The following is a 14,757-nucleotide window of genomic DNA, read 5'->3' as shown; positions in this document are numbered from 1 at the left end:
GCAAAAGTTACTCACAGGAATGTGGGTATCCTTAACCCGATCGCACAGCTTTGCGCCCCGCCCTTTGCTAAAGTGCTGCCATGGATGACAAGACCACCCAGCTTTTCGAGCCGCGCCCCCTCGACGGCGGGCTGTCCCGCGCCGCTGCCGTGAAGCCGACGGCGGAATACCGCACGCCGCCGCACAACGAGGAGGCGGAACAGGCGCTGCTCGGCGCCATCCTGGTGAACAACAAGGCGTATGAGAAGGTCGGCGAGTTCCTGCGCGCCGAGCATTTCTACGACCCGGCGCACCAGCGAATCTTTTCGGCCATCGCCAAGATGGTGGAGCGCGGCCAGATTGCCAATCCGGTGACGCTGAAGGCCTATTTCGACAACGACGTCGAATTGGCACCGGATGGTGGCGCCGGCTATCTGGCGCAGCTCGCCGCCAACGTCGTGACGGTGGTCAACGCGGGCGATTACGGCAAGACGATCCACGACCTCTTCCTGCGCCGGCAGCTGATCGAGGTCGGCACGGACATGGTGAACGAGGCGTATCAGCACGACCTCGACATCGACGCCATGGACCAGATCGAGACGGCGGAGAAGCAGCTCTTCGACCTTGCCTCGACCGGCGACGTGCGCGGCGGCTTCGTCGCCTTCTCCGAGTCGCTGAAGGCGGCCATCGCCACGGCGGAGACGGCCTTCCGGCGGTCCAGCCACGTCACCGGCGTGACCACCGGCCTGCGCGACATGGACCGCAAGCTGGGTGGCCTGCACCCGTCGGACCTCATCATCCTCGCCGGGCGCCCCTCCATGGGCAAGACGGCGCTGGCCACCAACATCGCCTTCAACGCCGCCAAGGCGCACATGCGCACCAACGGCGGCGAAGGCGCGCCGGTCGGCTTCTTCTCGCTGGAAATGTCGGCGGAGCAGCTCGCCACCCGTATCCTTGCCGGCGAGGCCGAGGTTTCGGGCGACAAGATCCGCCGCGGCGAGATCAAGGACAGCGACTTCCCCAAGTTCGTGGCGGCCAGCCAGGAGCTCAGCCGTGTTCCCTTCTTCGTGGACGACACGCCAGCCCTGACCATCGCCGCGGTGCGCACCCGCTGCCGCCGGCTGAAGCGCACGCACGGGCTGGGCATGGTCGTGGTGGACTATCTCCAGCTGCTGCGCGGCGGCTCGACCAAGGGCAACGAGAACCGCGTGCAGGAAATCTCGGAGATCACCCGCGGCCTGAAGGCCATCGCCAAGGAGCTGGAGGTGCCGGTGCTGGCGCTGTCCCAGCTCAGCCGCGCGGTGGAAATGCGTGAGGACAAACGGCCGCAGCTCGCCGACCTGCGCGAATCGGGCTCCATTGAGCAGGACGCCGACGTGGTGATGTTCGTTTACCGCGAACAGTACTATCTTGAGCGCGCCGAGCCGGCCCGCCGGCCGGAGGAGACGGAGGACAAGTACAACGACCGCTACGCCAACTGGCAGAAGCGCTACGCCGAGGTGCACAACACCGCGGAGGCGATCATCGCCAAGCAGCGCCATGGCCCGATCGGCAGCGTCCGCATGTTCTTCGATGGCCAATTCACCAGATTCGGCGACCTCGACACGACCCATGACTTCGGCCCCACTGAGTGATCCGCTGGCACGCGCCGGCGCCGTTCTGACCATCGACCTCGGTGCGGTGGTCGCCAACTGGACGCAGCTCCGCGACCGGGTGGCGCCCGCCGAGTGCGCCGCCGTGGTCAAGGCGAACGCCTATGGGCTGGGGGTGGAGCGGGTCGTTCCGGCGCTCGCCGCCGCCGGCTGCCGGACCTTCGTGGTCGCGCAGTTCGAGGAGGCGCTGGCCGTCCGCGCCGTGGCGCCCGCAGAGGCCCGCGTCCTGTCGCTGGGTGGCCTGCCCGCGGGCACCGCACCCGACTTCACGGCCCACCGCATCCTGCCGGTTCTGAACCATCTGGGCGACATCGCCGCGTGGCAGGCCCACGCCAGGGCGCGGGAAACGGCCCTGCCCGCCGTCGTCCACATCGACACCGGCATGAATCGACTCGGGCTCGGTCCAGACGAGCTGGACACGCTGGTCGGCGACCTCTCCCGGCTGGAGGGGGTGGACGTCCGGGTGTGGATGACCCACCTCGCCTGCGCCGACGAAGATTCGGTGATGAACAGCCAGCAGCTCGGGCGTTTCCGTTCGGCGGTCGGGCGGCTACCCGCGGCCGAGGCGAGTTTCGCCAATTCCTCCGGGATCTTCCACGGAACGGCCTTCCATTTCGACCTCGTGCGGCCCGGCTGCGCGCTCTACGGCGTCAATCCGACGCCCGCCGCGGCCAACCCGATGCGGGGCACGATCCGGCTCGACGCCCGGCTGCTACAGGTGCGCAACGTTGACAGCCCTATGACCGTTGGCTACGGTGCCACGCACCGCGTTGCGGCGAGAGGAAAAATCGCAACCATCGCAGTGGGTTATGCCGACGGATATCTGCGCTCGCTCAGCGGGCGCGGCCATGTCTTCGTCAACGGCGTGGCCGCTCCGGTGGTTGGGCGTGTTTCGATGGATCTGGTGACGGTGGATGTCAGCCACCTTCCCGACGAGGCGGTGACGCCCGGCGGGCTGGTGGAGCTGATCGGCCCGAACCGCCCGGTGGACACCGTGGCGAGCGAAGGCGGAACCATCGGCTACGAAATCCTGACCTCGCTGGGCGCGCGTTACCACAGGGTCTACCGCGACCCGCCGCCGCCTGAGGTCGCTTGATGGGTTTCCTTGCCGCCACCGGACGGGCCTTCCTGATCTTTCTGGAAGCCACCGGAAAGCTCGCCATGTTCACCGGCGCCGCCTTGTCGCACTGTGTGCGTCCGCCGTTCTACCCGCGGCAGATCCTGCGCCAGATGATCGACATCGGCTACTACTCGCTGCCGGTGGTCGGGCTGACCGCGCTGTTCACCGGCATGGTGCTGGCGCTGCAGAGCTATTCCGGTTTTTCCCGCTTCCAGGCGGAGGGCGCCATCGCCACGGTGGTCGCCCTGTCGGTGACGCGCGAACTGGGGCCGGTGCTGGGCGGCCTGATGGTCGCCGGGCGCATCGGCGCCGCGATGGCCGCCGAGATCGGCACCATGCGCGTGACCGAGCAGATCGACGCGCTGTCGACCCTGTCGACCAACCCCTTCAAGTACCTGGTGGCGCCGCGCTTGATCGCCGGGCTGGCCATGCTGCCGCTGCTGGTGCTGGTGGCTGACATCATCGGTGTGTTCGGCGGCTTCCTGGTCGGCGTCTACCGGCTGGACTTCAACCCGGCCTCCTACATCGGCCGGACCTGGGAGTTCCTGGAACCGGTCGACGTGATCTCCGGCCTCGTCAAGGCGGCGGTGTTCGGCTTCATGGTGTCGCTGATGGGCTGCTACCACGGCTATCACTCCCGCGGCGGTGCCCAGGGCGTGGGTGCGGCGACGACCAACGCGGTGGTGTCGGCATCCATTCTGATCCTGGTGTGGAACTACCTCATCACCGGCATCTTCTTCTCGACGAAGTGAGCGACTCCATGTCCCAGGTTCCCCCCGCTCATCCGCCGAAGATTTTGCTGAAGAACGTGCACAAGGCCTTCGGTCAGAAGGTCGTGCTCAACGGCATCGACCTGGAAGTCGGGCGCGGCGAGTCGCTGGTCGTCATCGGCGGGTCCGGCACCGGCAAGTCGGTGATGCTGAAATGCATCCTCGGCCTGCTGTCGCCGGACAGCGGCTCCATCCGCGTCGACGGCGAGGAGACGACCAGGCTGCGCCCGCGCGAGCGCGAGAAGCTGCTGCACAAGTTCGGCATGCTGTTCCAGGGCGCCGCCCTGTTCGACAGCCTGAAGGTCTGGGAGAACGTCGCCTTCGGCCTGATCCAGGGCGAGCACATGCCGCGCGCCAAGGCCAAGGACATTGCCATCGCCAAGATGGGCGCGGTCGGTCTCGGCCCGGAGGTGGGCGAGCTGTTCCCGTCAGAATTGTCGGGCGGCATGCAGAAGCGCGTCGGCCTCGCCCGCGCCATCGCCGACGAGCCGGAAATCATCTTCTTCGACGAGCCGACGACCGGCCTCGACCCGATCATGGCCGACGTGATCAACGAGCTGATCGTGAAATGCGTGAAGGATCTGGGCGCCACCGCTGTAACCATCACCCACGACATGGCCTCGGCCCGCAAGATCGCCGACCGTGTGGCGATGATCCACCAGGGCCGGATCATCTGGACCGGTCACGCCAACGACATCGACCACTCCGGAAACCCCTATGTTGACCAGTTCGTCCACGGCCGGGGTGAAGGGCCGATCAAGATGCAGGTGCGGGCGCTCTGACGCGACCGGTCGGCGGAGCCGGTCACCGGTTTGTGCAAAATTAACCTGCCGCCCGGTAGGGTCGGCCAGAAAGAACGCGGGCCACGACAGGCCGGCATCCCATCGGAGAGACGAGCATGGCGGACATCACCACGAACGGACTGGCCTTCGCGAGCTTCATGCTGAGCGCCAAGATTCTGGAGACGCTCCAGGCCAAGGGGCTGCTGACCAACGAAGAGACGGTGCAGACCATCAAGAACGCCCACGAACAGCTCCTCAAGAACGACAACCAGCTGTCGCTCGAAGGAGCCGACGCGCTCGCCCATTTCTTCGCCGGCCCGACCGACGGGAAATGAGCTTTACGGCGCTGGACGCGCCGCCGACCGTGCGAGGTTGTCGCGCAGTTCCGGCAGCAGGACGGCGCCCAGCATGGCGATGACCGGCAGCAGGGCGTAATCGCCCTCTGCCGCCGCGGCGAACAGCTCCGCGCGGGTCAGCAGCTCCAACCGCATCTCCTCCAGGTCCCCGGAGTCCGCCTCAGCCACCTTCCGGGCGTTGCGGGCGTGGAACATATGGCAGACGCAGCCGCGCTGGTTGCCCTGCACCACGTAGGACCCGAGCGCGGTCCAGTCCTCAGCGGCATAGCCGGTTTCCTCCAGCAACTCCCGCTTCGCCGCGCCCAGCGGTTCCTCACCGGGATTCAGGGCACCGGCGGGAAAGGTCTGGCTGACGCGGCGCGGGCCGTGCTTGTAGGTGCGCAGCATCAGGACGCGCCCATCCTCGTCCTCGACGAACATCTGGACGAAGTCCGTCTGCTCGACCTGATAGAAATTCTCAACCCGCCGGCCCTCCGGCGTCTCGATGGTCTCGGCGTGCACCTTGAGGAAAGGCCCGGCATCGAGCAAGGTCCGACGTTCCAGGACCGTCCAGGGCTTCAAGTCCCCGCTCATGCGGCGACGGCCCCGGCAACGGTCCCGTAGGGCGGCTGGGTGAAGCCCGCAGGCGACAGGGTGAAGATCTCGCAGCCCGTCTCGGTGATGCCGACCTGATGCTCGAACTGGGCGGACAGCGAGCGGTCGCGGGTGACGGTGGTCCAGCCGTCCGACAGGATCTTCACGTCCGGCTTGCCGGCGTTGAGCATCGGCTCGATGGTGAAGACCATGCCCGGAACCAGCAGAACCCCGGTGCCGCGCTTGCCGAAATGGTCGACATGGGGCGCGTCGTGGAACACCCGGCCGATGCCGTGCCCGCCGAAGTCGCGCACCACGCCGTAGCGGTGGGATTCGGCCAGGGTCTGGATGGCGTGGCCGATGTCGCCCAGATGATTGCCCGGCTTGGCCTGCGCGATGCCGGCCATCATCGCCTTGTAGGTGATGTCCACCAGCTTGCGCGCCTTCACCCCGATCTTGTCGCCGACGAAGAACATGCGGCTGGTGTCGCCGTACCAGCCGTCCAGAATCACCGTCACGTCGATGTTCACGATGTCGCCGTCGACCAACGTCTTGTCGTCGGACGGAATGCCGTGATTCACCACATGGTTCGGCGAGATGCAGCTCGCCGCCGGATAGCCGTGATAGCCGAGGGTCGCGGGGATCGCGCCATTGTCCCGCATGAAGGTCTCGATCAGACGGTTCAGATGGCCCGTGCTGACCCCCGGCACCACCTGGGTCGTGATGTGGTCGAGCGTCGCCGCGGCCAGCCGCCCGGCCTTGCGAATCCCCTCGAACTCCTCCGGCCCGTGCAGCGGGATCTTCCGCGCGTCCTTGTCCGCCACCGTGTCACCTCACATCCGTTGTTCATTGTGATTCCGGGACAGAACCTACCACCGGAACGGCCGAGAAAAGCCCCAGCTTTTTATCACCTCTGCCATAGGATTTAGAACGTCAGCTTGCTATATGTGGGGCGCTGCCGCTCCAACCAATCGCTAGACCTTTGGCAAAGCCAACCACCCGCTACGTCTGTCAGGCTTGCGGCGCGTCCTTCCCGAAATGGGCGGGTCGCTGCGACGCCTGCGGCGAATGGAACACCCTCGTCGAGGAAGCCGCACCGGAAGCCGCCCCCAAGGGATTGGGCGTGGCGCGCGGACGCCGGCTGGACTTTGTGGGACTGGCCGGGTCCAGCGAGGCGCCGCCGCGCCGCATGACCCGCATCGAGGAATTCGACCGCGTCTGCGGCGGCGGCCTCGTCCCCGGATCGGCGATCCTGATCGGCGGCGATCCCGGCATCGGCAAGTCGACCCTACTTCTCCAGGCGATGGCCCGGCTGTCGCAGGAACACCGCTGCGCCTACGTCTCCGGCGAGGAGGCGGTGGATCAGGTCCGCCTGCGCGCCGTCCGGCTGGGCTGCGCCGCCGCACCGGTCCAACTCGCCTCGGCGACCAGCGTGCGCGACATCGTCGCCTCGCTCGACGGAACGGACGGGCCGGAGGTGGTCGTCATCGATTCGATCCAGACCATGTATGTGGACAATCTGGACAGCGCCCCCGGCACCGTCGCCCAGGTCCGGGCGAGCGCGCAGGAGCTGATCCGCGTGGCCAAGCGGCGCGGCTGCGTCCTGCTGCTGGTCGGCCACGTCACCAAGGAAGGCACCATCGCCGGTCCCCGCGTGCTGGAGCACATGGTGGACACGGTGCTCTATTTCGAAGGCGAGCGCGGCCACCAGTTCCGCATCCTGCGCGCGGTGAAGAACCGCTTCGGCGCGACGGACGAGATCGGCGTGTTCGAGATGACCGACGGCGGGCTGGGCGAGGTCGCCAACCCCTCCGCCCTGTTCCTGGCGGAACGGCGCGGCGACGTGTCGGGCGCCGCGGTCTTCGCCGGCATGGAGGGCACCCGCCCGGTGCTGGTGGAGGTCCAGGCGCTGGTCGCCCCCTCCCCGCTCGGCACGCCGCGGCGCGCGGTGGTCGGCTGGGACTCGGCGCGGCTCGCCATGGTCCTGGCGGTGCTGGAGGCGCGCTGCGGTGTGCAGATCGGCGCCAACGACGTCTATCTCAACGTGGCCGGCGGGCTGCGCATCACCGAACCGGCGGCGGACCTCGCGGTCGCCGCGGCGCTCGTCTCCTCCCTGACCGGGGAGCCGGTGCCCGCCGACGCCGTGGTCTTCGGCGAGATCGGCCTGTCGGGCGAGGTGCGCGCCGTGGGCCAGAGCGACGCCCGGCTGAAGGAAGCCGCGAAGCTGGGGTTTTCAACGGCGATCTTTCCGGCTAGACGGAACGGCAAGAAGCCGGGGCGCGGCGATACCGGCCTGAAATCGGTCGAACTGCAGCAGCTCAGCGAACTGCTGCCGCTGTTCCAGGCCGGATCGGGACCCCGTTCGCCGCGCGGCCGGGATTAGAGCGTCTGATTTGACACGAGCATCTGAAGCGAAAGCGCACGAGGCGTAGCGGCGTTATGGACACCTTCCCGATCAACCCGGCGGATCTGGCCGTCATCGTGGTGCTTCTGCTGTCGGCCCTGCTGGCCTTCACCCGCGGCATGGTGGCCGAGGTGCTGTCGGTCGCGGCCTGGGTGGGCGCGGCGCTGATCACGCTGAACGCCCTGCCCCACGTTCTGCCCATCGCGCAGACCTACATCCACGTCGAGATGGCCGCCTACGCCGCGTCGGCGGTGGCGCTGTTCGTCGTCAGCCTTGTGGTTCTGACAATCCTGGGCCGCGTCGTGTCGCGCGGGGTACAGAATTCCGGCCTTTCGGCGCTCGACCGCTCGCTGGGCTTCGTCTTCGGCCTGCTGAAGGGTGCAATCCTCGCCTCCGTCGCCTATCTCTTCTTCGCCTGGCTGGTGCCGAACCCGGCGGAGCATCCGGCTTGGCTGCAGAGCGCCAAGACCCGGCCGATGCTGCTGTCGGGCGCCGCCATGATCTACGAGGTGATGCCGGAGTCGCTGCGCAAGGACGGGCTGGGCCAGATGGACATGGCGCGGGAGCGCGCGCGGCAGGCGGTGGAGGCCAAGGAAGCGCTGGACCGCCTGTCCACGCCGGTGCCCGGAGCGCCGAAGACCGGTGGTGCGTCGCAATCCGATACCGGCTATAAGGACCGGGACCGCGGCGACCTCGAGCGACTGATCCAGAACGCACGCTGAACGCCGCATGGTGCAGAGTGCCTGTGAGTAACGCCCCGCTGGCAAAGAGGCCGCCGGGGCAATGCCCTTTGGTGATGCTGTGTATGACGAGGATCTTCCGATGCTGACGACGCATCCGTTCGACGACGACAAGCTGCGCGAGGAGTGCGGCGTGTTCGGCATCCACAGCCATCCGCAGGCGGGGGCCATCACCGCGCTCGGCCTGCATGCGCTGCAGCATCGCGGCCAGGAAGCCTGCGGCATCGTCAGCCACGACGGCGACCGCTTCCATCTGGAACACACGCTGGGCCTCGTCGGCGATCATTTCTCGTCGGAAGCCATCATCGGCAAGCTGAAGGGCCCGCAGGCCATCGGCCACGTCCGCTACGCCACCACGGGCGATACGACGATCCGCAACGTCCAGCCGCTCTACGCCGACTTCGAGTTCGGCGGCTTCGCGCTGGCCCACAACGGCAACCTGACCAACGCGCACACGCTGCGCCGCCAGCTCGTCCGCCGCGGCTGCCTGTTCCAGTCCACCACCGACACCGAGACCATCGTCCATCTGATGGCCATCGCCCGCGGCGGCTCGCCGGTCGACCGTCTGATCGAGGCGGTGCGGCAGGTCGAAGGCGCCTTCTCCCTGGTGGCGCTGACCCCGAACGAGGTGATCGGCGTGCGTGACCCGCTGGGCGTCCGCCCTCTGGTCCTGGGCAAGCTTGGCGATACCTACATCGTGACCAGCGAGACCTGCGCCCTGGACATCGTCGGCGCCGACTATGTGCGCGACGTCGAGCCGGGCGAGATGGTCGTTCTGAACGAGCAGGGCGTGCAGAGCCTGCGCCCCTTCCAGCCGCAGGGCCGCCGCTTCTGCATCTTCGAATACATCTACTTCGCGCGTCCCGACAGCGTGATGGAGGGATCCTCCGTCTACAACGCCCGCCAGCGGATCGGCGCCGAGCTGGCCCGCGAATCGGGGATCGAGGCCGACGTGGTGGTGCCGGTTCCCGACAGCGGCGTGCCTGCGGCCCTCGGCTATGCCACGCAGAGCGGCGTGCCCTTCGAACTGGGCATCATCCGCAACCATTATGTCGGCCGCACCTTCATCGAGCCGACCGACCAGATCCGCCATCTGGGCGTGAAGCTGAAGCACAACGCCAACCGCGCCATGATTGAGGGCAAGCGGGTGGTGCTGGTGGACGACAGCATCGTGCGCGGCACGACCTCCAAGAAGATCGTCGAGATGGTGCGCGCCGCCGGGGCGAAAGAGGTGCACATGCGCATTTCCAGCCCGCCGACCTCGCACCCCTGCTTCTACGGCATCGATACGCCGGAACAGAGCAAGCTGCTCGCCCACCGCATGTCGGTGGAGGAGATGCGCGACTTCATCCAGGCCGACAGCCTTGCCTTCATCTCCCTGGACGGTCTCTACCGCGCCATGGGTGCGGAGCGCCGCGACCCGCAGAATCTGACCTTCTGCGACGCCTGTTTCACCGGCGACTATCCGATCGCGCTGACCGATGCGCTGGACCACCCGCCGGTCGAGGCGAACGTCCGCATCCGCGCCTGACCGCCTGACCGCCGCCGCGACGGGCCGGCCGCAACCCAGCGGACCGGCCCGTTTGCCAATCCCGCTACCGAACATCGTCGAGTCGCCGCCATGTCCCGTCTTTCCGGCCGCACCGCCCTCATCACCGGTGCCTCGCGCGGCATCGGCGCCGCCGTCGCCAAGCGCTTCGCCGCCGAAGGCGCCCACGTCATCCTCGCCGCCCGCACCGTCGGCGGTCTGGAGGAGACCGACGACGCAATCTTCCAGGCCACCGGCCGGAACGCCACGCTGGTCCCGCTGGACCTGCGGCAGTTCGACAAGATCGACCAGCTTGGCTACTCGATCTTCGAGCGGTTCGGGAAGCTCGACATCCTGGTCAGCAACGCCGGCGTCCTGGAAGCGCTGGGGCCGGTCGCCCATTACGATCCGAAGCTGTGGCAGCGCGTGATGGACGTGAACGTCACGGCCAACTTCCGCCTGATCCGTTCCTTCGACCGCCTGCTGCGCGCGTCCGACGCGGGGCGCGCCATCTTCGTGACCTCGGGCGCCGCGAACGCGCCCTACCCCTACTGGAGCCCGTACGGGGCCAGCAAGGCGGCGCTGGAGATGATGGTGAAGACCTACGCGATGGAAATCGCCTCGTCGAACCTGCGCGTCAATCTGGTCGATCCCGGCATCGTGGCGACCAAGCTGCGCATGCAGGCCTTCCCCGGCGAGGACCAGACCAAGCTGGCCCAGCCGGACGACGTGACCGAGCCCTTCGTGGCGCTGGCGGAGGCATCCTGCACCCGCCATGGCGAGGTGGTGTCGGCACAGGGGTGACTTGCGCATTTCTCCTTTCACGCGCCTGAGGCTGACCCCGGCATGACACCCGAACAAATCCAGGCCCGCGTGCTCTACCGCGATGGGCTCATGCTCATCATCGACAAGCCCGCCGGCCTGCCCGTCCACGCCGGGCCAGGCGGCGGTCCGAACCTGGAACGCCACTTCGACGCCCTGCGCTTCGGCTTTCCGAAGCCGCCGGGGCTCGCCCACCGGCTGGACCGCGACACCTCCGGCTGCCTGATCCTGGGGCGGCACCCGAAGGCCCTGCGCAAGCTGGGCAAGCTGTTTCAGGACGGCAAGGTCGACAAGACCTATTGGGCGGTCGTTGCCGGCACCCCGCCGGAGGAGCAGGGGCGGATCGAACTGCCGTTGAAGAAGGTGACCAACAAGAGCGGCGGCTGGCGCATCGTCGTGGCCGACGACGGGCAGAGCGCCATTACCGATTACCGGGTCCTCGGTCGCGGCGACGGCACCACATGGCTGGAGTTGAAGCCGCACACCGGGCGCACGCACCAAATTCGCGTGCATTGCGCCACGGCGCTGGGCTGCCCGCTGCTGGGCGATCCGCAATATGGCGGTCCGGAGGGGCATCCGCTGCATTTGCAATCGCGGGCCATTTCGCTCCCCCTGTACCCCTCCCGCGAAGCGGTCGGCGCGGTGGCGCCGGTTCCGCCTCACATGCGCGCGGCGCTCGCCGCCTGCGGCTTTCAAGGAGACGACCCGGCCTGACAGCCGGGCCGCCGGGCCGTTACGCCCGCCACTCGGCGCGCTTCTCCGTGTGGGCCTCCGTCTCGTGCACCATGAAGCCGACATAGCCGGCCACGATGGCGAGGACGGCGTGCAGCCAGATGTCGTTGCCGTGCAGCGGCACCAGCCCGAACAGCGTGTTCAGACCCGGAATGAAGCCGAGGACGGTCAGGACGGCATAGGCCACGGCCACGCTGCGCAGATAGCTGCGCGAAGCCAGACGGCTGGAGAAGTAGGCGAAGAAACCCCACAGGCCGAACAGGAGATGCACGATGTTGTGCAGCAGGTTCACCGGGAAAAGCCCGAGCAGATAGCCGTGGAAGGATTCGACGGCGAGGGTCATGCCTTCCGGGGGTGGGGACAGGAAGGTCGGAATGAAGCCCAGTATGCCGATGGCCGTGAAGGCCGCGGCATAGACCAGCGTTACGTTGCGCCACCACATGTGTCTCTCCGTTGGCAGACAGGGGATGAATCCGCCTTACCAACAGAGGGTTTAGAAGCAGCGTTCCCTTGATCCGGCCGCAATCTCAGGCGGCGACCGCCTCCATGGTCACGGCCTTGACCGGGCACACGCCCGCACAGTCGCCGCAACCGGTGCAGCCCCCCTCCTCGATGATTGGCAGCCAGCGGCCGCGGCCCAGCGGCCGGAAGCGGATTGCACCGTGGTCGCAATGGTCGCCGCACATTCGGCAGTCGATTCCGCTGTAGGACAGGCAGCCCGCGCCGATGCGCGCTTCCAATGCCTGGGAAGGCGCTGCTGGCGGCTGGGACGGCCCCGGTTCGGAGCGGAAGCGCCCCCGGAACAGATCCGCGCGACTGATCGCCATGACGGTCGCCCTCCCCCAATCCTATTCCATTGCACGGTCATTGCCGCATTCGCGAATGCCGGGCATCGGTGATGGCGGTACACTGACCTTTCGTTCACCACCCGACCTTGACCATCGTCAAGGTCCGCACCGCACCGGAAGGACGGACGGCATGGTCCCCATCGGCAACACCACGGCGCGCTGGATGACGCTACGCTACGGGCTGGCGCTCGGGGTGATCGCGCTGTGCACGCTGGCCGGCTTCGTCATGACCGAGCGGGTCATCGACCAGCACGCCGACATGCTGGAGGTGGTGAACATCTCGGGCCGCCAGCGCATGCTGTCCCAGCGCACCGCACTGCTGGTGGAGCAACTCCGCAACGCCCCGACCGATGCCGAGCGGAGCGCTTTGACCGGCCGCCTGGCCGAGGCGACCGACATGTTCGAGAGCGCACACCGCCGCCTGACCGGCACCGATGAGGGGCCGGCCATGGGCAAGGATGTGCGCCGCCTCTATTTCGACGGACCGGAGCCGCTGAACGATCTGGTTCTCCGCCACATCGCCGCGCTCCGCGCCGTGATCGCCGCCGGTCCCGCCGGCCTGCCCCCCGACATGCCCGAGGCCGACCTTGTCACTCACCAAGCGCTCGGCCCGCTGTTGGCGGGGTTGGAGGACATGGTGGCGCGCTACCAGGAGGCGGGCGAGCGTGGCTTCACCACCCTGCACAATCTGGGCTTCGCCGCCCTGATTCTGACGCTGCTGACCCTATGCGCCGAGGTTCTGGTGATCTTCCGCCCGATGGTGCGACAGGTGGAACGCCAGTTCGCGGACATCACCCGCATGACCCAGGCGCTGGAGCAGACCAACGTCACGCTGGAGGCGCAGGTGCGCGCCCGCACCGCCGAACTGCACACCGCGAAGGTCGCGGCGGAGCAGGCCCATCTGGCGAAGTCGCGTTTCCTCGCCCACGCCGGGCACGACCTGAAGCAGCCCCTTCAGGCGATCAACATGTTCACCGGCATGCTGGAGCGGCAGCTCGACAAGCCCCGCGCACTGGCGCTGGTGAAGGATCTGCGGCTGGCCCAACGGTCCATGCACGACCTGTTGAATGCCATCCTGGACATCTCGAAGCTGGAATCCGGCGTGGTCGAGCCAAAGCCCGCCGACATTGAGCTGTCCGTCCTGTTTGACCAGTTGGAGGCGGAGTTCACCGGGATCGCCGAGGACAAGGGGCTGCGGTTGCGCGTCGTGCCGACGGACCTCTCCGTGCGGACCGACCCGTTCCTTCTGGAACGCATCCTGCGCAACCTGCTCACCAACGCGGTGCGCTACACCGAGCGGGGCGGCGTGCTGATGGGGTGCCGGCACCGCGGCGGCACGGCGTGGATCGAGGTCTACGACACGGGCCGAGGCATCGCCGAGGCCGACCGCCGGCGCATTTTCGAGGAATTCGTCCAGCTCGACCGGCCCGACCGCGACCGCAGTGAGGGGATCGGGTTGGGCTTGGCCATCGTCGACCGGCTGGCCCGGCTGCTCGGCCACCCGCTGGAGCTTCGCTCCGTCGAAGGGCGCGGAACGGTGTTCGCCGTGGGGGTACCCCTGGTCCGCAGCCTACACGAGACGGTCGCGGCCTGATTCCTTGACCAGCAGCACAGCCTGGGTCCGGCTGCCCACACCGAGCGCCTTCAGCACGCCGGTGACGTGGGTCTTGACGGTGGACAGGTTCAGGCCCAGCCGCTCCCCGATCTCCTGGTTCGACAGCCCCTGGGCCAGCAGATCGAGAACCTCCAGCTGGCGGCGGGTCATGCCGTCGAAGACGCTCGGCTCATGCGGCTTCGCCGCAGCCGGCGTCTGGGCGATCCCCGGCATGCCGAGCACCGGCGGAACGTAGGACCCGCCGGCCATGACCAGCCGCAGGATGTTCACGACCAGAACGTCGTCGGTGGACTTCGGGATGAAGGCCCGCACCCCGCGCGACAGCACGGCGCGCATCTCGTCCGGCGAGTCGATCATCGAGAAGACGACGACCGGCACCGGAGCCACGCGCTTCACCACCGCCTCCACATCGTCCAGCCCACCGAGGCCCGGCATGCGCAGGTCCATGATGACGAGGTCGTAAGGTCCTTGGTCCAGCAGTTGCGTCAGTTGGCCGAAGCTGGTCGCCGCCGCCACGTTGGCCTGTTCGTCCAACTCACCGACCAGATGGGTCAGGCCACTGCGAACGATGGAGTGATCGTCGGCGATCAATACCTGCATGACAACCCTGCTTCGGCGGAGGCGGCTGGTGGAGACGACCCAATGGGACAGGGTCCGCTGGGACCGGACCGGACTCGGTCGTCTCAAACCAAAGTGCGGCTTCCGGTATGAACCTCATACGCCGACAGGAGGTTTCACGCCACAATTGATGCATGATTCCGCAATGCCGCGCGTGCTTCTGCCGCAGATGCGAAAAAGGCGCCGCGGAGGCGGCGCCCTTCTCCCGGTCCTGACCG

The 14,757-nt window shown here is 67.6% G+C and carries 16 protein-coding genes; 11 read left to right on the top strand and 5 right to left on the bottom strand.

What is annotated here, in order from left to right:
* The first annotated feature begins 80 nt into the window (after positions 1-80).
* The 5 genes from ACWPXE_RS14000 (at position 81) to ACWPXE_RS13980 (ending at position 4,638) form a co-directional block, all read left to right on the top strand.
* Positions 81-1,613 (top strand): replicative DNA helicase, encoded by a 1,533-nt coding sequence (locus ACWPXE_RS14000; protein ID WP_035673601.1) that lies wholly within the window; start codon positions 81-83, stop codon positions 1,611-1,613.
* Complete coding sequence (gene alr, locus ACWPXE_RS13995; RefSeq protein ID WP_454018330.1) at positions 1,591-2,727, top strand: alanine racemase; 1,137 nt, start codon at positions 1,591-1,593, stop codon at positions 2,725-2,727. Before ACWPXE_RS14000 ends, alr begins: the two co-directional genes overlap by 23 nt.
* Positions 2,727-3,503, top strand: a complete 777-nt coding sequence (locus ACWPXE_RS13990) for an MlaE family ABC transporter permease (RefSeq protein WP_014240372.1) — start codon at positions 2,727-2,729, stop codon at positions 3,501-3,503. Before alr ends, ACWPXE_RS13990 begins: the two co-directional genes overlap by 1 nt.
* Before the next feature lie 8 nt (positions 3,504-3,511).
* Positions 3,512-4,303, top strand: a complete 792-nt coding sequence (locus tag ACWPXE_RS13985) for an ABC transporter ATP-binding protein (protein WP_454018329.1) — start codon at positions 3,512-3,514, stop codon at positions 4,301-4,303.
* 116 nt (positions 4,304-4,419) lie between these two features.
* Positions 4,420-4,638, top strand: a complete 219-nt coding sequence (locus ACWPXE_RS13980; protein WP_145626600.1) for a hypothetical protein — start codon at positions 4,420-4,422, stop codon at positions 4,636-4,638.
* A 3-nt stretch (positions 4,639-4,641) separates the two neighbouring features.
* Here the strand turns inward: ACWPXE_RS13980 and ACWPXE_RS13975 are convergent, their stop codons facing one another.
* Together ACWPXE_RS13975 and map are read right to left on the bottom strand one after the other, a co-directional pair.
* Positions 4,642-5,232, bottom strand: coding sequence for an NUDIX hydrolase (locus ACWPXE_RS13975; RefSeq protein WP_454018328.1), 591 nt, complete (start codon positions 5,230-5,232; stop codon positions 4,642-4,644).
* On the bottom strand, positions 5,229-6,056 hold the full coding sequence (gene map, locus ACWPXE_RS13970; protein ID WP_454018327.1) for a type I methionyl aminopeptidase: 828 nt from the start codon (positions 6,054-6,056) through the stop codon (positions 5,229-5,231). The genes ACWPXE_RS13975 and map overlap by 4 nt, the downstream gene beginning before the upstream one ends.
* A 158-nt stretch (positions 6,057-6,214) precedes the next feature.
* Between map and radA the strand changes: the two genes are divergently transcribed.
* The 5 genes from radA (at position 6,215) to ACWPXE_RS13945 (ending at position 11,440) form a co-directional block, all read left to right on the top strand.
* Entirely contained in the window at positions 6,215-7,615 is a 1,401-nt protein-coding gene (gene radA, locus ACWPXE_RS13965; protein WP_454018326.1) for a DNA repair protein RadA, read from the top strand.
* A 56-nt stretch (positions 7,616-7,671) separates the two neighbouring features.
* Entirely contained in the window at positions 7,672-8,358 is a 687-nt protein-coding gene (locus ACWPXE_RS13960) for a CvpA family protein (RefSeq protein WP_454018325.1), read from the top strand.
* A gap of 100 nt (positions 8,359-8,458) precedes the next feature.
* Entirely contained in the window at positions 8,459-9,907 is a 1,449-nt protein-coding gene (purF, locus tag ACWPXE_RS13955) for an amidophosphoribosyltransferase (RefSeq protein WP_449225803.1), read from the top strand.
* Positions 9,908-9,997: 90 nt separating this feature from the next.
* The gene (locus ACWPXE_RS13950; protein WP_454018324.1) at positions 9,998-10,708 is read left to right on the top strand and encodes an SDR family NAD(P)-dependent oxidoreductase; all 711 of its coding nucleotides are present in this window, start codon (positions 9,998-10,000) and stop codon (positions 10,706-10,708) included.
* Between the two features lie 42 nt (positions 10,709-10,750).
* A complete protein-coding gene (locus ACWPXE_RS13945) occupies positions 10,751-11,440 on the top strand; it encodes an RluA family pseudouridine synthase (RefSeq protein ID WP_454018323.1) in 690 nt (229 codons plus the stop codon).
* 19 nt (positions 11,441-11,459) lie between these two features.
* On the opposite strand, the gene ACWPXE_RS13940 is transcribed toward ACWPXE_RS13945, so the two are convergent.
* Entirely contained in the window at positions 11,460-11,900 is a 441-nt protein-coding gene (locus tag ACWPXE_RS13940; protein WP_454018322.1) for a DUF4383 domain-containing protein, read from the bottom strand.
* An 85-nt stretch (positions 11,901-11,985) separates the two neighbouring features.
* Positions 11,986-12,285: a 4Fe-4S dicluster domain-containing protein gene (locus ACWPXE_RS13935; RefSeq protein ID WP_454018321.1), complete on the bottom strand. Its 300-nt coding sequence runs from the start codon at positions 12,283-12,285 to the stop codon at positions 11,986-11,988.
* A 151-nt stretch (positions 12,286-12,436) separates the two neighbouring features.
* Here ACWPXE_RS13935 and ACWPXE_RS13930 point away from each other — a divergent pair, with 151 nt between their 5' ends.
* Positions 12,437-13,900, top strand: coding sequence for an ATP-binding protein (locus tag ACWPXE_RS13930; RefSeq protein ID WP_454018320.1), 1,464 nt, complete (start codon positions 12,437-12,439; stop codon positions 13,898-13,900).
* Here the strand turns inward: ACWPXE_RS13930 and ACWPXE_RS13925 are convergent.
* Positions 13,877-14,521 (bottom strand): response regulator transcription factor, encoded by a 645-nt coding sequence (locus tag ACWPXE_RS13925; protein ID WP_237903639.1) that lies wholly within the window; start codon positions 14,519-14,521, stop codon positions 13,877-13,879. The genes ACWPXE_RS13930 and ACWPXE_RS13925 overlap by 24 nt on opposite strands.
* Positions 14,522-14,757 lie beyond the last annotated feature (236 nt).

The sequence above is a fragment of the Azospirillum sp. Marseille-Q6669 genome (assembly GCF_965111635.1).
Note: the sequence above shows the minus strand (reverse complement) of the source record. Positions and strands in the feature narration are given on the sequence as shown.